We start from the raw sequence: 20,854 nt of genomic DNA, 5'->3' as shown, positions 1-20,854 counted from the left end.
GACAACGATAAGATCAGCGATGATGGCAACGAGTGCAGGGCTCACTTCAGAAGTGGCAGGGGTACTCGACAAGGGCCGTGGCGGCCGCGCGGGCCGCGAGCCGTACCTCAGACCGGTATTGAGGGCGGCGAAGCCGCCTGAGCTACGGCTTACGATCGGGCCCTTGCCCCGAGAGCGTGGTCAGACCCTGGTCCCGCAAGTGGTCTGTGCTGTGTGGCTTCCTGCGGTGTCGCCGTGAACCCCGTCATGGCCAGCGAGAGCAGGCGGGTCGCCGTGGCGCCGGGGTCGGGGTCGTTCTCGGTTGCCAGGGCGATCCCGGTGACCAGCGTCGACAGGTCGGCGAAGGTGACATCGGGCGCGAGCACTCCAGCCTCGGCGGCCCGACGAACCAGCGGCTCACCCGCCTCGGACAGTTGGTCGGACGCGCAGTAGACGCCTTCGGTGCGGCCGCGATTCAGTGCCTCGGCCAGGCCTCGGATCGTCGCTGCGGCCCGCGTGATCGCGATCAGGAAATCGACGAGCGCGGCGCGGGGATCCGGTTTGCCCGCCAGTTCGCCAGCGTGGGCGCAGAGGGCGTCGATGCGCTCCCGGAAGACGGCTTCGAGCAGGGCGTGCCGGGTCGGGAAGTGGCGTCGGACCGTGCCGGAGCCCACCCCGGCGGTCCGGGCAATCTGCTCCAGCGACGCGTCGGCCCCGTGTTCGGCCACCGCCTCCGCTGCCACCGCGAGCAGTAGTTCGTAGTTCCGGCGGGCGTCCGCTCGCATGTCTCACCTCGGCGTTGCTAAGCGGCGGGGTCCGCCGTATCTTAGCAAGCGTAAACGGCGGCCCCCGCCGTTTCTTGTGTCGAGGAGTGTATCCATGTCAGATCGAGCACCAGTCCTGGTCACCGGTGCCACCGGCCGGCAGGGCGGGGCAACCACCCGCGCCCTGCTCGCCGCCGGCGTCCCGGTGCGCGCCCTGGTTCGTGACCCCGCTACCGACGGGGCCGCCGCGGTCGCCGCCCTCGGCGCCGAGCTGGTCGCCGGCGACCTCCGCGACCCCGCATCGCTGGTCCCGGCGGCCCGGGGCGCCCGCGCCGTCTTCTCCGTGCAGATGCCGGAGCTGCGCGGCGACACCTGGGACTTCGAGAGCGAACTCGCCCAGGGCGTCAACCTGATCGAGGCCGCGCTGGCCGCAGAGGTCCCGCAGTTCGTGCACACGTCGGTCTCCGGCGCCGGGCAGCACGAGCACGCCCCCGGCTGGGCCGACGGGCGCTGGGCCGCGATGGAGCGCGTCTACCTGCCCAAGGCCGGGATGCAGGAACGCGTCCGGGCCGCCGGCTTCCATCGGTGGACGCTGATCAAGCCGGGCTTCTTCATGGAGAGCTTCCTGCCCGACCTGGCCTACCTGCTACCGCGGGGCATCGCGGGCGGGCTGGCGACGGTCCTCCGGCCGCAGACCCACCTGTCGCTGGTCGCCGTCGACGACATCGGTCGAGCAGCCGCGGCGGCCTTCGCCGACCCCGACCGCTTCCACCGCGTCGAACTCGAACTGGCCGGCGACCACCTGCCGATGACCGAGGTCGCGAAGATCATCGGTGAGTCGCTCGGCATCGACGGCGCCGCTCCCGACATGACCGAGGCGGAGGCGCTCGCCGCCGGCATGCCGCCGTGGGCCACCACCTCCCACGAGTTCCTGAACGTCGCCGGGCAGCCGGCCCGGCCGGAGTTCGCTCGTGCCCTCGACATCCCTCTGACCTCGTTCGCCGAGTGGGCCGACCGCCACCTGCGTCCCCTCCGTCAGGGCTGATCGCCCGGGCCGGTCAGGTAAGACTCTCGAGGAGACCTTCCAGGTCGCGTTCGCCCTCGCGCGTCTGCACGCCCGCGGCGAGCTGCCGGTGAGCCGACTCCACCATGTCCTCGCTGAACAACGAGAACAGGGCGGCGTTCTCCGCGGCGTACGCCTCATGGGGATCTTCGGGGTGATGTTCTCGGTGGTCGCTTCGATCGCAGCGACGACCTCCGGCCGCAGGCGGGCGATCCGCCGTGCCAGCCGGTCGACGAAGACGTCGATCTCGTCCGCCGGGAGCGCGCGGTTGACCAGACCGTAGCGTTCGGCCAGTTCGGCGCCGACGAGTTCGCCGCCGAGGAGCAGTTCCAGGGCGCGCTCCCGGCCGAGCAAACGGGCCATCTGGACCGTTCCGCCGCCGGGAAGGATCGCCATCCGGGCCTCGGGCTGGGCCTGACCGGACCGGCCAATCGCCGCAAACCGCATGTCGAGATACATCAGGAACTCGTTGCCCGCGCCCCCGGCGAAGCCGGCAACCTTGCCGATGGTGACCTGCGGCAGGCTGCGGACCTCGGTGCTGAGGGCCCCAGGATGAGCGGTGGGCGCTGATCGAGCCGGTCCTCAGAGGCCGGTTCGTTAGGTTAGGTCCGTTTCGGGGTGAGGGTGAACACTCCGGGTTGGTTCTCGGTCAGGACGTGATGCTTGACCATGCGTTTGAGCTTCGCGCGGGCGCTCTCGACGTGTTTCGGGATGGGGTCGACGCCGAGGGCGAGGCAGATGTCCTTGGCCCGCATGCCGGTGGTCGTGGTGTCGAGGACCGTCAGGATCTGCTGGTAGGGGGCGCTGGCTATCGTCGGGTCATCGGCGGTGAACTCGGCGGCGGTGAGGATGCGCAGCGTGGTGCGGGTGACCTTCAGGTCAGCCAGCTCGCCCTCGATGCGGGCGAGGTCGGCGGTGAGGGCGGTGATCTGCTCGCGTAGCCGGTCGGCGGCCTGATCGGCGGTGGCTTCGCGTGCGGTGATCAGGTCGAGGATTACGGCGAGGTTCACCGGTGTCGCCAGGACGGTGTGCTGGTGCCGGTCAGCCGGCGCACGATGGTGACCATCGACGCCCACAACGTTCGTGACACGGCCGATTCCGGGCGGCTCTCGTACTCGCGCACGAGCCGGCGGTGCAGCATCAACGTGCCGTAGGTCTGCTCGACGATCCACCGCTTGCGTACTGGCACGAACCCGGGTCGGGTGTCGGATCGTTTGACGACCTCGACGTCGACCCCGAGGACGGCGCCGTGCAGCGCGAGGTCCTGCTTGAACCCGGCGTCGACCCACGCCCGGGTGACCGTCGGGGCGCGCTCGACGACTGTGTCGAGCAGTCGGATGCCGATGGCGTTGTCGGTGACCGAGGCGGCGGTCACCACGACCGCGATGACCAGACCGAGGGTGTCCACGGCCAGGGCGCGCTTGCGGCCGGACACCTTCTTGCCGGCGTCCTTGCCGGTCGTGGCGGCCGGGACATGGTTCGCCGCCCGGACCGACTGGCTGTCCAACACGACCGCGGTCGGATCCTCGGTCCGGCCGGCCTTCTCCCTGGCCTGGCAGCGCAGCAGATCATGGATCGCCTGGTCGGTGCCGTCGTCCCGCCACAGGGCGAAGTAGTAGTAGGTCGCGGACTTCGGCGGCAGGTCGTGCGGCAGGTACGCCCACTGACAGCCGGTCCGGTTCTGGTAGAGGATCGCGTTCACGATCTCCCGCAGGTCGTAGTCACCCTGATGCCCCGACACCGAGACCCGCTTGGCCTTCCACGCCCGCAGGAACGGCCCGATCAACGCCCACTGCGCGTCGGTGACATCGCTGGGGTACGGCTTCCGATCACCCATGAACGGCCTAACGCCACTACCGCCCGACGGTCACGACCAGGATTCACATTCCCCGACATCGAGAGACCGCTATCCGTGGCGAACCCGCTGAAGGACCCTCAACCGGACGCAAAGCATAGATCAAATCAAAAGCCCTCGAACCGGCCTCTCAGGAACCGGTCTGGGCCCAGGCGACGATTTGCGGTCGGGCCTGGTTGGTGATGGCCGGCGGTGACGGCGGACCCGTCAGCCGGTACCGCCAGCCGGCGTCCTCCTCTCCCTTGTTCCTGTGCCCGGCTTACCCATGTGTCGGCCCCGCCTGAAAACTGGCTCTGGCACACTTCCTGGATGCTGTTGGTGATCTTGATGATTGGTCATCAGCTGGCGCGGAAGAGTTCTTGCAGGCGGCTTCGTGGTCGCTGACGCTGGTCGGGTCGGTGTTGAGCGAGTCGGGTGATGTTGGTGCCGGCGGCGGTGAGGACGTGTTGGACGTGGGTCTTCGCGAGCCCTCGGTACCGGCAGTGGCGTAGGCCGTGCGCGCGGACGGTTTCGGAGACGGTTGCCTCGCATCCGGCGCGCAGGTCGTAGCGCCGTTTCCACTCGGGGGTTTGCTGTTGGGCTCGTGCCTGGGTCTGGATGCGCTGCAGGGGCTCGGGTAGGAGGAGCAGGTGTCGGCCCTTGCCGTCGACGTTGCCGGTGCACTGCTGCCGGACGGTGCAGGCCCGGCAATCCGCCCGACGAAACAGCACCGACAGGCGAGGTTTGCCGTCTGCCACGGTTGGCTTCCATCGTGGACTGACCGTGCCTTTCGGGCAGGTCATGGTCTCGGCTCGCCAGTCGATGTCGAAGTCTTCCTTGGCGAACCCGGGCCGTTCGGCAGCACGCGGATCCTGGCGTACCGGGCCGACGATCGTTATCCCATGAGCTGTCGATGCCTGGTGCACCGTCTCGGGAGTGACGTAGCCACTGTCCAGAAAGTGCTCCGCCGGTGCCATGCGCTGCCCGACCAGCGCGGAGTGGATCGCATCGACGACACCGATGTCCTGGTGCGGGGCCGGAGTCGTCACGACGTGCACGATGATGTTCGGTCGTTCCTCATCGCAGGTCTCCGTCTGGTGATCCTTGTACCCGACCCATTCGACCTTGCCCGGCTTGTGGCTGAACCGGGCCTGCGGATCGTGTGGCGACACGATCTCCACGCTCGAGAACGGCCCGCGGGCCGGCTCCGCCTCGTCATCGGTCGCCGTGGCGAGGCGAGGCCTCCGCGTCGTGCCCTCCCGGCTCTTAGAGGCCGGTTCGAGGGCTTTTGATTTGATCTATGCTTTGCGTCCGGTTGAGGGTCCTTCAGCGGGTTCGCCACGGATAGCGGTCTCTCGATGTCGGGGAATGTGAATCCTGGTCGTGACCGTCGGGCGGTAGTGGCGTTAGGCCGTTCATGGGTGATCGGAAGCCGTACCCCAGCGATGTCACCGACGCGCAGTGGGCGTTGATCGGGCCGTTCCTGCGGGCGTGGAAGGCCAAGCGGGTCTCGGTGTCGGGGCATCAGGGTGACTACGACCTGCGGGAGATCGTGAACGCGATCCTCTACCAGAACCGGACCGGCTGTCAGTGGGCGTACCTGCCGCACGACCTGCCGCCGAAGTCCGCGACCTACTACTACTTCGCCCTGTGGCGGGACGACGGCACCGACCAGGCGATCCATGATCTGCTGCGCTGCCAGGCCAGGGAGAAGGCCGGCCGGACCGAGGATCCGACCGCGGTCGTGTTGGACAGCCAGTCGGTCCGGGCGGCGAACCATGTCCCGGCCGCCACGACCGGCAAGGACGCCGGCAAGAAGGTGTCCGGCCGCAAGCGCGCCCTGGCCGTGGACACCCTCGGTCTGGTCATCGCGGTCGTGGTGACCGCCGCCTCGGTCACCGACAACGCCATCGGCATCCGACTGCTCGACACAGTCGTCGAGCGCGCCCCGACGGTCACCCGGGCGTGGGTCGACGCCGGGTTCAAGCAGGACCTCGCGCTGCACGGCGCCGTCCTCGGGGTCGACGTCGAGGTCGTCAAACGATCCGACACCCGACCCGGGTTCGTGCCAGTACGCAAGCGGTGGATCGTCGAGCAGACCTACGGCACGTTGATGCTGCACCGCCGGCTCGTGCGCGAGTACGAGAGCCGCCCGGAATCGGCCGTGTCACGAACGTTGTGGGCGTCGATGGTCACCATCGTGCGCCGGCTGACCGGCACCAGCACACCGTCCTGGCGACACCGGTGAACCTCGCCGTAATCCTCGACCTGATCACCGCACGCGAAGCCACCGCCGATCAGGCCGCCGACCGGCTACGCGAGCAGATCACCGCCCTCACCGCCGACCTCGCCCGCATCGAGGGCGAGCTGGCTGACCTGAAGGTCACCCGCACCACGCTGCGCATCCTCACCGCCGCCGAGTTCACCGCCGATGACCCGACGATAGCCAGCGCCCCCTACCAGCAGATCCTGACGGTCCTCGACACCACGACCACCGGCATGCGGGCCAAGGACATCTGCCTCGCCCTCGGCGTCGACCCCATCCCGAAACACGTCGAGAGCGCCCGCGCGAAGCTCAAACGCATGGTCAAGCATCACGTCCTGACCGAGAACCAACCCGGAGTGTTCACCCTCACCCCGAAACGGACCTAACCTAACGAACCGGCCTCTTACGAGCCCGGGACGCCTTCGCCTCCCGCCACCGCAACTGCCCTGACTCGTCGTGCCAGTACTGCTGGACCCAGACTTGACGCAGCACCTCGACGGCGGCCACCCCCGAGCCGGCCGTCGGGGCGTTCGGCTCGTAGACGGCCCGCAGCAGGGCGATGCCGTCGGCGCCGACCTGTTCCACGTACTCGCGCACGGCGACCGCCCCGGTCGGCTGCCGCTCGTGACGCACCGACCGGCCATACCGCTGCGCCCACTGCGGCGGCATGACACCGGCAAGCCACACCTCGTCCACCTTCGCCAGGGCCTCCAACGCCGCCCGCATCGTCTCCGCGACCAACTCCACCCGACCCAGCCGCCGCACCGCCGCGAGGACATGGGTGGAATCCGTACGCTGCCGGCCCCTCGCCCGCACCAACCCCGCCTCCGCCAACCGACCCACCATCACCGCGAGCAACCGATCAGCCCGATCAACCTCGGCCAGCCGGTCCCGGAACTCGCTGAGCACCGAATGATCGAACCCCGGCTCGGTCAACTCCATCCCCAACGCGTACTTCCAGTCGATACGACACGCCACCGCCCGCGCCGCCGGCCGATCAGTCAGGTTCTCCGCGTACTGCAACACCGACACGAACGCCAACCGAGCAGGCGACACCCCCCGACGACCATTGACCGGAAACCAGCCAACGAAGTCGTCATCGACGAACAGGTCCTCCAACCGATCCCGCATCACCATCGCCGGAGTGCCCTTCGGACTCGCAGCCCACGCCACCCGAGCCGTCTCCACCGGCACCACCGAACCCGAACCCCGCCCCATCGACATCCCGATACCCCAACACCGAGAAGCCCTCAACTCTGGCAGCGACGCACCCCCGGTCACACAACCAAGATCACCAACAGCATCCAAAATGTGTGCCAGAGCCAAGGTTGAGCCGGCGTTGACACCATGCCTCTCATCGTGAGCACCGAGGCGCGAAGGCAGGTGACCGATATTGGCGTTCAGGTCCTCAGCTCCTATGGGTCAGGCGAGCCGCCGTCTAGTGTCGCGTGTCTGAAGTGACTTGACGGTTTGTGTGCGGGAGACGTTCAAGTTCTCCACCGACCCGCGGTTGGAAGCCAAGATCCGCGACGTGGTCGGGCTCTACCTGCACCCTCCGGACAAGGCCGTCGTCGTCTGCGTCGACGAGAAGTCCCAGATCCAGGCCTCGACCGGACCGCACGACTGCTACCCATGCGCTTCGACCAGGCCGAACGGCGTACCCACGACTACCAACGACACGGCACCACGACCCTGTTCGCCGCCCTGGAGGTCGCCACCGGTCGGATTACCGCCGACGCCTGCTACCCCCGGCACCGCAACGACGAATTCCTGGCCTTTCTCAAGCAGGTCGCCACCGCCCACCCCCGGGTCAGGCTGCACGTGGTCTGCGACAACTACACCACCCACAACCACCCGAAGGTTAAAGCCTGGCTCGCCGGAACCCCCGAATCACCCTGCACTTCACCCCGACCAGCGCCTCATGGATGAACCTCGTCGAGGTGTTCTTCGGCATCATCACCCGCCAGGCCATCCGCCGAGGAACCTTCACCAGCGTCCTCGACCTGATCGGCGCCATCCGCACCTTCATCGACGCCTACAACGAATCGGACCACCCCAGCGTGGCCGGAAGCCGGCCAACCCTAGTCTGAGATCAAGAACCGGCCCACGCCAACAGAAGGAGATGCCTTGATTTCCATCGAGATCATTGAGAAGAGCCCGTCCGGTCGGTTGCTCGCCCGCTGGAACTCCACCACCGTCGTGCCTGTCATCGGCGACACCATCGAGCTCGACGAGGGGTCGTACCGGATCGTCGAGCGCGCGTGGCATGACCCCCTAGACGTATTGCTCGTCGCGAAGAAGGAGTTCCCGCCTGAGTGATGCGGCCGTACACGTGCCGCCGGCCGACGAGTGGAACGCCCCCGGCTGCCGCCGGCACTCAGCCGCCTACAACAGGTGCCGGCGCCCGGGCTGGATACGCCAACAGCGGCTAGAACGCTGCCGCCATGACCTCACCGACCCGCGTCACGCCACCGATCCTCGAACTCGCACGAGCCTATGTGCCGACCCTCTGCGGCGGCGAGCCGGACGCGACCACGTTGGTCCGGGGTGCTCGGGACAACGGACACCACCGACCTTGCGATTCGCCTCGCCGCCGCCGGTGCGCAGCTGTACGCCGCCGCGTTCGGGCCCGGCGGGTGGACCAGGCACACGCCGCGCTCGTTAGCCTCGCTGCACCGTTGCTGCCCGGTCAAGCCATCCTGACCTCGGCGCCGGCAGGGTCGCAGGTGGATTGGCTCGTCCGCCTAATCGAGTGCTACCCCCGCGCGGTGGATTCGACGTCCGATGCCTCGGAGGCGTACGCGCCGGGTAACGCCGGCTCGCACAACTTGCATCGCTTGACGACCTCGCGGCGGGTGAGCCAGGCGGCCAGTTCGTTGGCGGTCAACCGCTTGGCGCTGCTGTCCACGCCGGCATCGTAGAAGTGGCCACGGCTGCGGTGCGTGAATTCCTGGAGCGTGGCGCCCGGGTGCTCGATGGTGCGTTGACCTGGCTTCGATTGGCAGGTGCAGGTATGGATCTTGCCCGAGGAGCTGACGACATACGGATGGCTCTCCGGGGTCATCGACGCCTCGTGCTGCTGCTTCTCCACGGCCTCCCGGTATTCGCGAAGGGCCCGCTCGTACGAATCAATCGACTCGTCGCAGTCGGGACAGCAGCCGCTGCGCTCACTGATACCAGCGATCATCTTCAGCAGCATGAGACGCACGTCGGTGGCGGTGGCGCCGGTCCGCGCGGCGGCCTGGAGCATCCGCAGCATCGCAGGTAGCTCGACCATCCAGTAGGCGCCGTCGCCCTCACTTGGAGCGAATCCGCCGTACTCGAGCACGACCTTCTCGAAGTCCTCGCCGGCGAAGGCGAACGACACGTTGTAGCCCATCACCGACATCGTCGACTCACCACCACGCTTCGATCGGGGGACGATCCAGCCTGGTCGGTGTGCCGACGCCAGCCGTTCGAACTGAGGTTCATGCAGGTGAGGGTAGTGGCAAGCTCCGCGATCGGAGTTGCGCTCCACCGTGGCGCGCCGCACCGGACTTGAGACATCTGCGCGCCCCTGGCCGCTGCCGAGCCGGCCGTCAGCCCGACGGGACGTGCGGGCACATCGCCCGGGGCCGGTAGCCGCCCGGCACGTCCTGACCGGCGGCGATCCAGAACGCGCGCCCCTCGGACAGGTGTTGTCCCAGGGTGTGCCAGGTCAGGCCCGGGTGGTCGACGCGCAGTGCCGCCAGGCCGGCGCGGGCGAGACCGCGCCGCTGGTAGCGGGGCAGGGTGTAAGGCTGCTCGACCCAGCCGAGCCGGCAGCGGCGGCAGATCTGGTAGTCGACCTCGAACACCATGTCCGCGGCCCCGGGCAGGTACGCCGTCCGGCAGCGCCAGCCGTGCCGTTCGGCGGAGACTGTGTCCTGCCATGGTGTGCCCAGGCGCGGCACGACCGGCCAGCCGTGCCGGCGTGGCCACCGGCCGCGGGTCAGCAGCAGCAGCAGCGCCTCGCGCATGGGCTCGCGGCCGGAGGCCCGACCCACCTGGTCGGCATGGGCGACCAGGTAACGGACCGCCGCGGCCTGCTGTTCGTCGAGACGCACATCGTCATCGGGTTCGGTCATCGGTGACCACCCGATTCCACCCAGCGGCCGATGATGGTGCGGCGGACACCGGCGTCGAGCATCGCCTGCACCCGGTGGCGGCCGTTGATGTAGGGCACGACGCCGTCGGAGGTCTCCGGCTGGATCGGGTCGAGGAACAGCGACGACTCGGCCGCCTTGAGTGTCGCCTCGTGCAGGCCGGCGCCGCGCAGCACCTCCAGGGCGGCGAACATCCGCTTGTGCTGGTGATCGTCGTGCTCTTGGTCAGGATCCTGATCGAGCTCGCCGGCGTCGGCGCGTGCCAGTGCCGTGATGGCCGCGACGGAGGCTTCGGCCCAGTCGACGCGGTGATACGAGCAGCAGCTCGGGCCCGTCCGGCGCGGCACGACCTGCCGGAATAGGCGCCGCCACCACGGGGTACCGACCGGCATACACGCTGGCTCGCCCTCCAGGTCCGGGCTCGGCAACCAGATCAGCGCGGCGACCGCGTACCGCATCCACGGCTCGTCAGGCGGCACCGGCTCCACGTGCCCGTTCCCGCGAGCGGCATCGACCGGGCCACCGACCAGGACGGCGAGCTCGGCCGGACGCAGGTAAGGACCCCACCTTGGCGGGCTGGCCACCGCGTGCGGGCCGGTCACGGTGAAGCCGTAATGGCTGAATCCGAGGTCTTCGCTGCCCAGCAACTGATGCGCGATGAAGATGGGCGGCTGCGCCTCGCTGGGGCACAGCCGCTGCCAGACGGCTTCGACGAAGCGCTCCGCCCGGTTCGACAGCGAGGCGCCCTCCCGGTCAGTCTGGGTGGCTACCGCCACGGGCCGCAGTCCAATGCCGGTGAACAACTGCAGGCGGAACGACGAGCGCTCGACGATGAACATGTGCTCGTCGACAATGCGGGCACGGGCACCGGCGTGTTCGCGCAGCAGCAACAGGTCTCGGACCTGATCGTGCCCTTCTGGCTCCTCGACCCCATCCATGGCCGCCACTGTATGTCGCACCACCAGCACGTCGGCGGGAGACGCGCGGTGTCACTGGTGCGAGTAGGCAGGCGCCGAAGAAGTGCGGGTTGTTGGGATCGGTTAAGCCTAAATGTTATTGCCGTGATCAACCTTCGCTGTCGTCAGCCAGAGCCGTCATCCGAACTGACCCGTCACGGTCGGAACACGATCCCAACCGTGGTGTTCGCCAAGCCCGACCGACGAGCCTAAGGGAGTGTCAAGTTAACGGCTGATCTTGGTTGAGGTGGTCAGTGGTTGGCCGGGGTGAGCCGGCCCTCGAAGGCGATCTGGAAGGCGTTCAGGGGTGCCTTCCAGCGCATGGTCCAGCGTCGGCGGCCGGTGCCGGTCGGGTCGAGGCTCATCAACGCCATATACACGCACTTGAGGGCGGCCTGTTCGTTCGGGAAGTGCCCACGAGCCCGGACGGCCTTGCGGATGCGCGCGTTGACGGACTCGATCGCGTTGGTGGAGCAGATGACCTTGCGGATCTCGACGTCGAAGGCGAGGAACGGCACGAACTCGGCCCAGGCGTTCTCCCACAGCTTCACGATCGCCGGATACTTCTTGCCCCAGGTCTCGGCGAACTCCAGGAACCGCTCGGCCGCGGCGTCCTCCGTGGCCGCGGTGTAGACCGGCTTGAGCGCTTTGGCGATCTTGTCCCAGTCCTGCCGGGCCGCGTACCGGAACGAGTTACGTAGCAGGTGCACGACACAGGTCTGCACGATGGTGCGCGGCCAGACCGTCTCCACTGCCTCGGGTAGACCCTTGAGCCCGTCGCAGATGAGCATCAGGACGTCGGCGACGCCGCGGTTCTTCAGTTCGGTGAGCACGTGCAGCCAGTGCTTCGCGCCTTCGCCGCCGTCACCGGCCCAGATCCCGAGGATGTCCCGGTGGCCGTCGACGGTGACTGCCATGACCAGGTAGATCGGCCGGTTCGCGACCTGACCGTCCCTGACCTTGACGTTGATGGCGTCGATGAACACGACCGGATACACCGGGTCGAGGGGCCGGTTCTGCCACTCGACCATGCCGTCCATCACCTTGTCGGTGATGGTGGAGATGGTCTGCTTCGACATCTCAGCCCCGTACACCTCGGCCAGATGGGCGGCGATCTCGCCGTGCGTCAAGCCTTTGGCCGACAACGACAGCACCATGTCGTCGACCCCGGTCAGGCGCCGCTGCCGTTTCCGCACGATCTGCGGCTCGAACGTCCCCGCCGCGTCACGGGGAACCCGCACCTCGACTGGCCCGACATCGGTGAGCACCGTCTTGGTCCGGCTGCCGTTACGGCTGTTCCCGCTGCCCCGACCGGCAGGGTCGTGCTTGTCGTAGCCGACATGGTCGGTGATCTCACCATCCAGGGCCGACTCCAGGACCCGCTTGGTCAGCTGCTGCAGCAGCCCACCCTCACCGGTCAGCTTCAACCCGTCACCACGAGTCCGATCGACCAGCATCGCGATCAACTGCTCATCCGTGACCGCACCCACCGGCACGGCTGCCGGCTCCTGCCCCGAGATGATCTCGGTCGTCATCTGGCGTCTCTCCCTTGATCGGTCGATCAGCCGTTATTTGTACAGTCCCCTGCCCGCGACATCCTCGGCCAGCTCGGCGACCGCCATGGCGAAGGCGTGTCGTGGAACAACCTCGGCAGCGCCCTCCGACAGGTGGGCCGGTTCGACGAGGCCATCACTGCCCACACCAACGCCCGCGACATCCTCGGCCAGCTCGAAGACCACCACGGCGAAGGCCTGGCGTGGAACAACTGCGGCATCGCCCTGACCGAGGTCCGTCGGTTCGACGAGGCCATCACTGCCCACACCAACGCCCGCGACATCCTCGGCCAGCTCGAAGACCACCACGGCGAAGGCCTGGCGTGGAACAACCTGGGCAACGCCCTGACCGAGGTCCGTCGGTTCGACGAGGCCATCACTGCCCACACCAACGCCCGCGACATCCTCGGCCAGCTCGAAGACCACCACGGCGAAGCTCAGGCGTGGAACAACTGCGGCATCGCCCTGACCGAGGTCCGTCGGTTCGACGAGGCCATCACTGCCCACACCAACGCCCGCGAGATCCACCACCAGCTCGAAGACCACCACGGCGAAGCTCAGGCGTGGAACAACTGCGGCATCGCCCTGCAGCAGGTGGGCCGGTTCGACGAGGCCATCACTGCCCACACCAACGCCCGCGACATCCACCACCAGCTCGAAGACCACCACGGCGAAGGCCTGGCGTGGAACAACCTCGGCATCGCTCTCCGAGAGGTAGGCCGGTTCGACGAGGCCATCACTGCCCACACCAACGCCCGCGACATCCTCGGCCAGCTCGAAGACCACCACGGCGAAGCTCAGGCGTGGAACAACTGCGGCACCGCCCTGCAGCAGGTACGACGACTTGACGAGGCCATCACCGCCCACAGCACCGCCCGCGACATCTACCGCCGACTTGGCAAGCGCCACGGCGAAGGCACGGCGCAGAGCAACCTCGGCATCGCTTTGGCCCAGGTACGCCGATTCGACGAGGCACGTAGCTGTTGGAGGCAGGCGGTTGAGGCCTTCATCGAGACCGGTGATGCACAGAGCGCCAAACGGGTCCAAGCGATACTCGATATACTGGGACCGTAAGGCCCGAATTGTCGGCGTACGGGCAAAGGTGCCGCGCCAGGTACACGAGATGTACACACGCCGCGAGGTCCGCCGCTTCGGCTCCGTCGGCGGGCTGCCGCCCATTCCGCTGCCCACGCTGAGTCACCAGTGAAGTCGGGTCGGCGACGAGGGACATTTTGCTCGACCGGGTCGATGGTTGTACGGCTTGCGGATGCTCGTGGTGTTCCTGGTCCGGTAGTCAGGGGTGCATCGTGATTCGGCGGGTCCAGTAGGCCCACATGGCGATCTCGACTCGGTTGCGGGCCCCGAGCTTGGCCATCAGGCTGGCCAGGTAGGTCTTGGTTGTGCTCAGGCTGATTCGTAGGGCGTCGGCGATCTCGGCGTTGGCCAGCCCGTGGGCCACGGCTTGCAGCACCTCCTCCTCACGTGGGGTGAGCGGGTCGATCGGCTGGACCGGGGGCCGCCCGGCCGGGGCTGCGGCGAACGCCGCCAGCAGCCGCACGGTGACGCTCGGGGCGATGAAGGCCTGCCCATCGGCTGCCGCCCGCACGGCCTGGACCAGTAGCTCCGGCCCGGCGTCCTTGAGGAGGAAACCGCGGGCTCCGGCGCGGAGCGCGCCGTAGACGTACTCGTCGAGGTCGAACGTTGTGATGATCACCACGACCAGCGGGTCGGTCACCTCCGGACCGGCCAGCAACCGGGTCGCGGTCAGCCCATCGGGGCGGGCATCCGGATGTCGAGCAGGCACACGTCCGGCCGCAGCTGTCGGGCCAGACGCACGGCGGCTGCCCCGTCACCGGCCTCGGCGACGACCCCGATGTCGGGCTGGGCGTCGAGCATGACCCGCAGCCTGGTACGGATGATCGGCTGGTCGTCAGCGACGAGCACGCGAATGGCCACGCTCCACCGCCCTTCCTGGCAGGGGCAGCTCGGCCTCGACCAGCCAGCCCTCCTCGGGCGCCGGCCCGGCCCGCAGGGCACCGCCGAGCAGCGTGACCCGTTCGTGCAGCCCGGTGAGGCCGAAGCCGGGCCGGCCGCGGTGGCGGGTGCAGCGTCACGCTCACCACTCCCGCCTCGTCGATGACCGGTGGGCGGCCCGAACGGGGCAGGTCCGCCAAGGCGGCGAACCCGCCGGTGGTGTACCGGGCCCGCCAGGTGATGACGGTCTGGCGGGTTATCCCCACCCGCCGCGCGATCTCCGCGTTCGGCAGCCCTTCCGCCGCCAGCAACACCATCCGGGCCCGCTGCACGTGCCCAGCCGGCGCGGTAGATCAACGGGTCAACTCACGAAGGCGGGCGCCATCGCCCGGACGGAGAACCAACGGCGCAGCGACAGACACGCCTCATTCTCCCGCACACAAACCGTCAAGTCACTTCAGACACGCGACACTAGATGGTTAGCGTCCCCGCAGGCGACGGGCTGTTAATTTGGCTTGGTCGGCAGAGTAATTGGCCGCTAACGTCGCGGTCATGATGGGCCTGGTGTTCGAAGAGCCACGTATCGCTCGAGAGCGTGGAATCAGCCCGGTGGAACCCGCGGTGAATTGGTTCTTGGAGTGCACCCGGCCGCAGGCCGCGCAGGGGCGGCGAATCGTCAACGAGATGTACTCGCGGTTCCCGTCCCGGGATGGGCGGCTACACGCCGAGCTGCGGGCGGTTGACGACACACGGCTGTACAGCGCGCTCGACGAGCTGCTCGTGCACAACCTGCTGTCTCGCCGGTACCAGGTGAGCTACGAGGAGGGCACGGGTACCCGTCCAGACTTTCGCCTCTACGCGTCCGACGGCTCGTACGTGGGGGCGGTGGAGGTTCTGACACTGACGCTGCGCGAGGACTGGACCGCGGAACAGCGCCGCCACGCCGTGCTGGTCGATGACCTGAACGCCCGTCTGACGCTGACCACTCACTCGATCATGGTGGAGATCCGCCGGTGGGACCGTGCCCCGCGGATGCGCCCGCTCGTCGCCTGGATCGACAAGACGATCGCCCAGCTGCGCGACGATCCGGCCGCGTTGCCCGTCGAGCATGGTGTGCCCGGGACGATGTACCGCAGCGCAGCCGTCGACATCGACGTCCGTTTCCTTGCGCTGCCCGCCGGCTACCGCATCTGCGCCGACGACGACATCGTGGTCAATGGCGCGGCAATCGGCGGTGTTGTCGATTCCGCAGCCAGGCTGCGGGCGCGGATCGAGGAGAAGGCCGTGAAGTACGAGCTACGCGACAGGCCGTTCGCGATCGTGGCTGGCATTCGTGACACCATGTGCGACATCCGGGACGTTCACGAGGCATTGACCGGCACGTCAGCAGTCCAGATCTTGAGCGGGGCCATGATCCGTAAGGGTGACGGGTTCTTCGGCACCGGCCGTGACCGCACCGCCGGCAAGCACCAGCGGGTCTCGGCTGTCTTCTCGGTGCACGAGTGGTTCCCTGGCGGCCCCTACCGGCCGCGAATCACCCGGTTCGACAACCCCCTGGCGTCGTACGCCTTCCCTGCAGACGCGATGCCCTTCGGCGGCCACTGGGGCGTCACCGAACAGACCCAGCAACACATACGGGCCGACTGGCTGACGCCGGCACAGGCCATGCTGCCCGCCTGAGTCCTTCGCTCCCCTGAGGATTGCGCCATGGCGCGTCTGTCGCGACAACGCGTCGATCTGCTTAGGGTGTGGCGCTGTCGACACCTGGTCCGAATCCGACGGAGGCAATCGGGATGACCGCCCCTGATCCCACTCACATGGTCAAATTCTGCCGGGACGTGCTGCCCAGCATGCTGACTGAAGCATGCGACGTAGACGAGGATCTGGCCCGCCGTATCGGCGACGACGTGTTGCAGCGGGCTGAGGCGCTGGCGGCCCTGCCGCAGCGTGAGCAGGATGTGCTGATCGCGCCGTTCGTCGAGGAGGTGTTCGACCACGAGCCGCTTGCGTCACCGCTGGACCTGAAGGCCAAGGTCACCCTCGTGGTGCGAAACAGCCTGCTCGAGCAGGCACACCACGACGGTCCGCTTGACAGCGGGATCATCCCGGCGACGGAGTACGCGGCGGGTCCGCTGTCGCATCTGCTGGCCGCGCGTCGCCGCCAGCCCATCGCCGCTCAGGATCCGAACCCTTTCGCCGGGCTGGCCGGGCGCTATCCGCGTGCGTGGGCGTGTCTGGACGCGCTGACCGACACCTTCGCCGACGGCGGTCGCGGTCCACTGCGCCTACCGTCGGCACCCACGCCCAGCCTGCCTTGCGGCGATGAGGTAGTCACGGCACCGCCGTCGGCCGACGACGCGGTGACCGTGTTCAGCGCGATCGACCCGCGCTTCGACCAGGGCTTGGTAGACCTGCTTGGGAAGGCCGCCGAAGGCGATTTCGTACTGTGCACGTCGGCGCTGAGCCGGTACTCGCGCAACAGCGAGAAACTGCACCGCATCCTCGAGTTCCTCCTCGCGCACAGGGCCACAATCCTGACCACCAACTATCTGATCCGCCCCACCGACGTCTGGGTACGCCGCGGCCGGCTCGTCAAACCAGACAGCAGCAAGCCCTTCGCCGGCGCGCTCGACACCCAGGGACTAGCCGGCACTCACCGGAAGGTAGCCGAGAGCGTCGCCGCGCAGCACGGTCTGCGCTGACTCCATCAGGCGGTTGCGCGTCGGCTTCAACGCGTCTTTGATCAGCTGCGGATGCCGACGTTTCCGGGTTAATCGAAGGGGTGCAGCTGGCCGCTAAGGCATGCAAGAGCGGTAGCAACGACCCAGCCCGGGACCATCGTCGTCATGCGTCACTGACGTCGGCTTCGGCGGTGACGGTCGCCTTGGTGACGATGGGATCCCGGATGCCACCCAGCCGCGGCAGGCAGCTCGCGACCGATGGATGCTGCGACGAGGAGCCGTTGAGTCGGCCGCCGCATCGCCGTGCCACACCGACTGCTGCTCACGGATAGCCCTGCGCCCTTCGAACGGCGGGCAAGCCGCACCACGAAGAAGTACGTCGCCGACGTGGCAGATCAAGGACACTTCTTATCGTCGGAGCTTCCGCACGTTTGCAACCATCGCCCATGATGGACGTCGTGCCCAAACGACAGTTGACCGCCTGCGCGCTCTTTCTGATGATCGTTGTCTCGCTAGTAATGATCTTTAGCGGAAGCCTCGACGGCGCGGCGGCCTGGGCAAACATCATCGCGTTACCGGTAGCGATCGTCGGTGTGATTTTGACAATTCGAAGCGCCAGCGGCTCGGCATCCTCGTCTGGCGCTCAAGATCGGGACAGCTTGAGCGGCCCGGCGAAGTCCGGGAGAGCTGGCCCTGTGGTCAACCAGGTCGGGTTCAGTGGCGGGCGCCAGGCCAACGTCGCGGGCGACTACTTCGAGCGAGGCCATGATCGCGAGGGCAGGTAAGCGTGGTAGATCGGCAAACTGGCTTTGGTGGCGAGCGTCAGGCCAACGTCAAGGGGTCCTACTACGAAGGAAACGTCGATAAGAGCACCCACACGCATCACCATCGCCACTATGGAACCAGGGCGAATGTCGACCTCAGGGACGATGAGGCAACAGAGTCTGGATCGGGAGGTGGTGCGGCAGCAGCCGCGGGTGGTGGCGGACTGGGCGTCGTCGTCGTTCTTGCTGTCTTGGGCTACTTCATCTTCGGCGGAGATGAGCCGTTCCCTGCGACGTCAGATCCCTGGCCGGCTGAGGTGAAGCAGGAGGCCGTGGTCGCGGCTGCAGGTGACTGGCTCGACAAGTGCGCGAAGTCACCGTCTGCGACCCCGGCCAATTGCCCGCAATCCATCGTCGAGACGTCGGACGTCTCCAAGGTCCGTTGGGTCTTCTACGGCAACCCTCTGGAAGCTACGGTCATTCACTACACCGAAGCGGACAGCCGCTTCGACATGCTCGGGACCGTCATGGTGACGGCGGACTACACCGCTTCGAAGGAGCTACGCCGCGTCGTGACGCCAGCGAAGTACTGGGCCAAGGTGAAGTGGGTCGATGGGAGGCTTGACGTCCAGGAGATCAAGGAGCACTCGGCCGTAGGCGACCCCGATGTAATGAAGCAAGATCCCAAGTTGCCTTGGGAGCTGGTCGCCGCGAAACTGAACGACGCCTTCACACGATGCGTGCGAGACGCCAAGTCGGCTATGCCGGCTGGATGCCCCGAATGGAGTCCGCCGTCGGGCGCCGAGAAGGTCAAATGGTCTTCCACGGGTGATCCACTTTTAACCGCTCGCGCCACCTTCGATCCGAAGTTCGCAATCTACCGCGTCAAGGGCACATACGAGTTGGCTGTGCGCTATACCTGGCTCGGAACCACGAAGACCGACACTCGCAATCCCACCTACGAAGCTTGGATCGCTCCAACAGCGGCAGGGCCAGTCGTACTTCAGATCAAGGACACGATCACGGCCTAGGTCTGATCGCCGTCGGTGCGGTTCAACGACGACCCGGTCGATGCCTGTCCGACGATAGCGTCCATCGGTGCGGACGTAGCGAGTGGATGGGGTTGCCCGGTAAGGGCGGCCAGCGCGGTGGCGACGGCGTGCAGGTCGGCTTTGATGTAGGTGGTGGTGGCGGGTCCGCGGCGATCGGTGTGTCCGGCGTAGGCGCGTGCCACCCCGTAGCCGAAGTGGCGCTCGACCCAGGTGAGGGTGGTGTGGCGGAGCCAGTGGGTGGTGATGCCGTGCACGGTGACCCATGGTAACTGCCGGCCGATGCGGGCCCAGAGCAGGTCGTAGCGCCGGTACGTGGCGGGTTGGCCATTGCGGTAGCGCAGCAGCGCTTCGGTCGGTACGACGGCGCCGCGGGCTCGGGCGTGATCGTCCAGTCGGCTGGCGAGCATCGGTGTGATGGGCTGCCAGCGTTGCGTGCCACCCTTCTCGGACAGGCGGATGAGCGCATGGTCGGTGTCCAGGTCGATCAGGCGTAGCGCAAGAGCGCCGCCTCGTCGGCAGGCAGTTTCGGTGTGCAGGCGCAGCAGTAGGGCGTCGAGCACGATGTCGTTACCGCCGCTGCGGGCGGCGGCGTTGATGTCGGACAGTTCGTCGGGGGTGAGAGCGCGGCGAGTGTTGGGTAGCCGGCGGGGTTTGCGGATCCGGTGGGCAGGGCTGTCCACGGTGGTCAGATAGCCGTCGGCGATAGCGCGGTTGTAGAAGGCGCGGGCGGCGGCGACGAGGTGCTCGCCGGCGTGCCGCCCGTGGCGTGAGGTACGGCGAGGGCGAGCGTCGGCGGCGGCCTGTCGCATGAGGGCTTCGAGGTCGCTGGCGCGTACCGCGTCGATGCGCCGGTCGCCGAAGGCGGCGGCCATGCGCCGCCAGGAGCTGCCGTAGGTGCGTCGGGTGCCCGGGCTCGCTGCGGCGACGACAGCGGGAAGGTACTCGGCGACTGTCGGCACGGCAGGCCGATTACTGCCGGTGAGGTCGGCGGCGGTGATGCCGAGGTGCTCGAGCAGCGCTCGGGCGGTGGCGACACGATCGGGATCCGTGGTCATGAGGGTTCTCCGAGGATGCGGGCGTGCAGGTCGGCCAGGACCGCGGTGATGGTGTGTGAGGGGTGCACGAGGATGCGGTTCTGGCGGGGCAGGGCGGCCAGGAGTACGGGTTCGCCGGTGGCGATGCCGCACAGGTGTCGGGCGGCGGCCGGCAGCGGCAGTTCCTCGCGGGTGCCCACGACGTGCGCGCCGTCGACGGCCGGGGTGATCAGGATTGCGCCGGTCACGACGTCGACGTGCAGCGTGAGGCCCGGTGTCCAGCCCAACGCCCGCAGCAGTGCACGAGCGGTGACGCGGCCGGCGGCGTCGGGGCGACCTACGTCGAACAGCACGCCGTCGCCAATGCCCGCGGCGAGCGCGGGCAATGTCGGCAGCGGTGCCGGCTCCGGCGATGCGACCGGCAGCGGGATAGGTACGAGTGCCTCGACGAACTGCTCGTCGGGCTGGCGCGGACGCGAGCGGCCAAGACTCACCGAGGCCACCACCAGTGCGGGCGCAGCGGTCTCAGCGCAGGTGGAAGCCACTCCCGGCGTCTGAGCACACAGATGAAAGGCAGCGATTCGCGTCCCCACGCGAGGGGAGTTGATCTCGCGTGGATCTCCACACGTAGTGGTGTCCGAGGGGGGACTTGAACCCCCACGCCCTATACGGGCACTAGCACCTCAAGCTAGCGCGTCTGCCATTCCGCCACCCGGACCTACTCGTTCAGCCTACCCTGGCTGCCGGAGTGGTTTTCCACCACCCTCTGGCTGCCCGGCGGGCCGCACGGGGCATTACTTTACACCGCCG

At 67.8% G+C, this 20,854-nt stretch carries 20 protein-coding genes, 1 tRNA gene and 4 pseudogenes; 10 read left to right on the top strand and 15 right to left on the bottom strand.

The genetic code is table 11. The features are described from left to right. Positions 1-149: 149 nt before the first annotated feature. Entirely contained in the window at positions 150-764 is a 615-nt protein-coding gene (locus GA0070618_RS21310; RefSeq protein WP_088983214.1) for a TetR/AcrR family transcriptional regulator, read from the bottom strand. 94 nt (positions 765-858) lie between these two features. On the opposite strand from GA0070618_RS21310, the gene GA0070618_RS21305 reads away from it, so the two are divergent. Further along, entirely contained in the window at positions 859-1,788 is a 930-nt protein-coding gene (locus GA0070618_RS21305; RefSeq protein ID WP_088983213.1) for an NmrA family NAD(P)-binding protein, read from the top strand. A 201-nt stretch (positions 1,789-1,989) separates the two neighbouring features. Here the strand turns inward: GA0070618_RS21305 and GA0070618_RS21300 are convergent. From GA0070618_RS21300 to GA0070618_RS21285, 4 genes and pseudogenes are all read right to left on the bottom strand, one after another. Next, positions 1,990-2,337 (bottom strand): annotated as a pseudogene (locus GA0070618_RS21300) (enoyl-CoA hydratase/isomerase family protein); the annotation flags it as partial. 71 nt (positions 2,338-2,408) lie between these two features. Further along, a complete protein-coding gene (locus GA0070618_RS21295) occupies positions 2,409-2,816 on the bottom strand; it encodes a hypothetical protein (RefSeq protein ID WP_088980870.1) in 408 nt (135 codons plus the stop codon). Then, entirely contained in the window at positions 2,813-3,643 is an 831-nt protein-coding gene (locus GA0070618_RS21290; RefSeq protein WP_088980871.1) for an IS5 family transposase, read from the bottom strand. Before GA0070618_RS21290 ends, GA0070618_RS21295 begins: the two co-directional genes overlap by 4 nt. 356 nt (positions 3,644-3,999) lie before the next feature. Beyond that, on the bottom strand, positions 4,000-4,821 hold the full coding sequence (locus GA0070618_RS21285; protein ID WP_088983212.1) for a transposase: 822 nt from the start codon (positions 4,819-4,821) through the stop codon (positions 4,000-4,002). A gap of 236 nt (positions 4,822-5,057) precedes the next feature. Here GA0070618_RS21285 and GA0070618_RS21280 point away from each other — a divergent pair, with 236 nt between their 5' ends. Both GA0070618_RS21280 and GA0070618_RS21275 read left to right on the top strand, forming a co-directional pair. Further along, the gene (locus tag GA0070618_RS21280) at positions 5,058-5,888 is read left to right on the top strand and encodes an IS5 family transposase (RefSeq protein ID WP_088980871.1); all 831 of its coding nucleotides are present in this window, start codon (positions 5,058-5,060) and stop codon (positions 5,886-5,888) included. Further along, the gene (locus GA0070618_RS21275) at positions 5,885-6,292 is read left to right on the top strand and encodes a hypothetical protein (RefSeq protein ID WP_088980870.1); all 408 of its coding nucleotides are present in this window, start codon (positions 5,885-5,887) and stop codon (positions 6,290-6,292) included. Before GA0070618_RS21280 ends, GA0070618_RS21275 begins: the two co-directional genes overlap by 4 nt. Position 6,293: 1 nt before the next feature. Here the strand turns inward: GA0070618_RS21275 and GA0070618_RS21270 are convergent, their stop codons facing one another. Then, on the bottom strand, positions 6,294-7,037 hold the full coding sequence (locus GA0070618_RS21270; protein ID WP_269148433.1) for a transposase: 744 nt from the start codon (positions 7,035-7,037) through the stop codon (positions 6,294-6,296). A 346-nt stretch (positions 7,038-7,383) separates the two neighbouring features. Between GA0070618_RS21270 and GA0070618_RS34800 the strand changes: the two are divergent. Beyond that, a pseudogene (locus tag GA0070618_RS34800) lies at positions 7,384-7,969 on the top strand (IS630 family transposase); the annotation flags it as partial. A 64-nt stretch (positions 7,970-8,033) separates the two neighbouring features. Further along, on the top strand, positions 8,034-8,225 hold the full coding sequence (locus tag GA0070618_RS21260; protein ID WP_088983210.1) for a hypothetical protein: 192 nt from the start codon (positions 8,034-8,036) through the stop codon (positions 8,223-8,225). Between the two features lie 436 nt (positions 8,226-8,661). Here the strand turns inward: GA0070618_RS21260 and GA0070618_RS21255 are convergent, their stop codons facing one another. From GA0070618_RS21255 to GA0070618_RS21240, 4 genes are all read right to left on the bottom strand, one after another. Beyond that, on the bottom strand, positions 8,662-9,285 hold the full coding sequence (locus GA0070618_RS21255) for a hypothetical protein (protein WP_088983209.1): 624 nt from the start codon (positions 9,283-9,285) through the stop codon (positions 8,662-8,664). Positions 9,286-9,484: 199 nt separating this feature from the next. Further along, entirely contained in the window at positions 9,485-10,012 is a 528-nt protein-coding gene (locus GA0070618_RS34795) for a hypothetical protein (protein WP_231931396.1), read from the bottom strand. Next, a complete protein-coding gene (locus GA0070618_RS21245; protein WP_143740594.1) occupies positions 10,009-10,968 on the bottom strand; it encodes a hypothetical protein in 960 nt (319 codons plus the stop codon). The genes GA0070618_RS34795 and GA0070618_RS21245 overlap by 4 nt, the downstream gene beginning before the upstream one ends. Before the next feature lie 269 nt (positions 10,969-11,237). Beyond that, positions 11,238-12,443, bottom strand: a complete 1,206-nt coding sequence (locus GA0070618_RS21240; protein ID WP_231931856.1) for an IS256 family transposase — start codon at positions 12,441-12,443, stop codon at positions 11,238-11,240. Positions 12,444-12,617: 174 nt separating this feature from the next. Between GA0070618_RS21240 and GA0070618_RS21235 the strand changes: the two genes are divergently transcribed. After that, on the top strand, positions 12,618-13,613 hold the full coding sequence (locus GA0070618_RS21235; protein WP_088983207.1) for a tetratricopeptide repeat protein: 996 nt from the start codon (positions 12,618-12,620) through the stop codon (positions 13,611-13,613). A gap of 220 nt (positions 13,614-13,833) precedes the next feature. On the opposite strand, the pseudogene GA0070618_RS21230 reads toward GA0070618_RS21235, so the two are convergent. Together GA0070618_RS21230 and GA0070618_RS35570 are read right to left on the bottom strand one after the other, a co-directional pair. Then, positions 13,834-14,495 (bottom strand): annotated as a pseudogene (locus GA0070618_RS21230) (response regulator). A gap of 185 nt (positions 14,496-14,680) precedes the next feature. Then, positions 14,681-14,830: pseudogene (locus tag GA0070618_RS35570) on the bottom strand (helix-turn-helix domain-containing protein); the annotation flags it as partial. A gap of 235 nt (positions 14,831-15,065) precedes the next feature. Between GA0070618_RS35570 and GA0070618_RS21220 the strand changes: the two are divergent. The 4 genes from GA0070618_RS21220 to GA0070618_RS21205 all read left to right on the top strand — a co-directional run bounded on the left by GA0070618_RS21220 (position 15,066) and on the right by GA0070618_RS21205 (position 18,989). Then, positions 15,066-16,193 (top strand): hypothetical protein, encoded by a 1,128-nt coding sequence (locus GA0070618_RS21220; protein WP_088983206.1) that lies wholly within the window; start codon positions 15,066-15,068, stop codon positions 16,191-16,193. Between the two features lie 113 nt (positions 16,194-16,306). Then, positions 16,307-17,215, top strand: coding sequence for a hypothetical protein (locus tag GA0070618_RS21215; RefSeq protein WP_088983205.1), 909 nt, complete (start codon positions 16,307-16,309; stop codon positions 17,213-17,215). 425 nt (positions 17,216-17,640) lie between these two features. Further along, entirely contained in the window at positions 17,641-17,979 is a 339-nt protein-coding gene (locus GA0070618_RS21210) for a hypothetical protein (RefSeq protein ID WP_088983204.1), read from the top strand. Between the two features lie 2 nt (positions 17,980-17,981). Then, positions 17,982-18,989 (top strand): hypothetical protein, encoded by a 1,008-nt coding sequence (locus tag GA0070618_RS21205; protein ID WP_143740523.1) that lies wholly within the window; start codon positions 17,982-17,984, stop codon positions 18,987-18,989. On the opposite strand, the gene GA0070618_RS21200 is transcribed toward GA0070618_RS21205, so the two are convergent. The 3 genes from GA0070618_RS21200 to GA0070618_RS21190 all read right to left on the bottom strand — a co-directional run bounded on the left by GA0070618_RS21200 (position 18,986) and on the right by GA0070618_RS21190 (position 20,762). Continuing rightward, positions 18,986-20,065 carry a tyrosine-type recombinase/integrase gene (locus GA0070618_RS21200; protein ID WP_088983202.1) on the bottom strand — a complete coding sequence of 360 codons (1,080 nt, stop codon included), beginning with the start codon at positions 20,063-20,065 and terminating at the stop codon, positions 18,986-18,988. The genes GA0070618_RS21205 and GA0070618_RS21200 overlap by 4 nt on opposite strands. Next, entirely contained in the window at positions 20,062-20,589 is a 528-nt protein-coding gene (locus tag GA0070618_RS33585) for a hypothetical protein (RefSeq protein WP_143740525.1), read from the bottom strand. Before GA0070618_RS33585 ends, GA0070618_RS21200 begins: the two co-directional genes overlap by 4 nt. An 86-nt stretch (positions 20,590-20,675) precedes the next feature. Continuing rightward, positions 20,676-20,762 (bottom strand) — tRNA-Leu (locus GA0070618_RS21190). Between the last annotated feature and the right edge of the window lie 92 nt (positions 20,763-20,854).

This window comes from Micromonospora echinospora (assembly GCF_900091495.1).
GTDB lineage: Bacteria > Actinomycetota > Actinomycetes > Mycobacteriales > Micromonosporaceae > Micromonospora > Micromonospora echinospora.
Note: the sequence above shows the minus strand (reverse complement) of the source record. Positions and strands in the feature narration are given on the sequence as shown.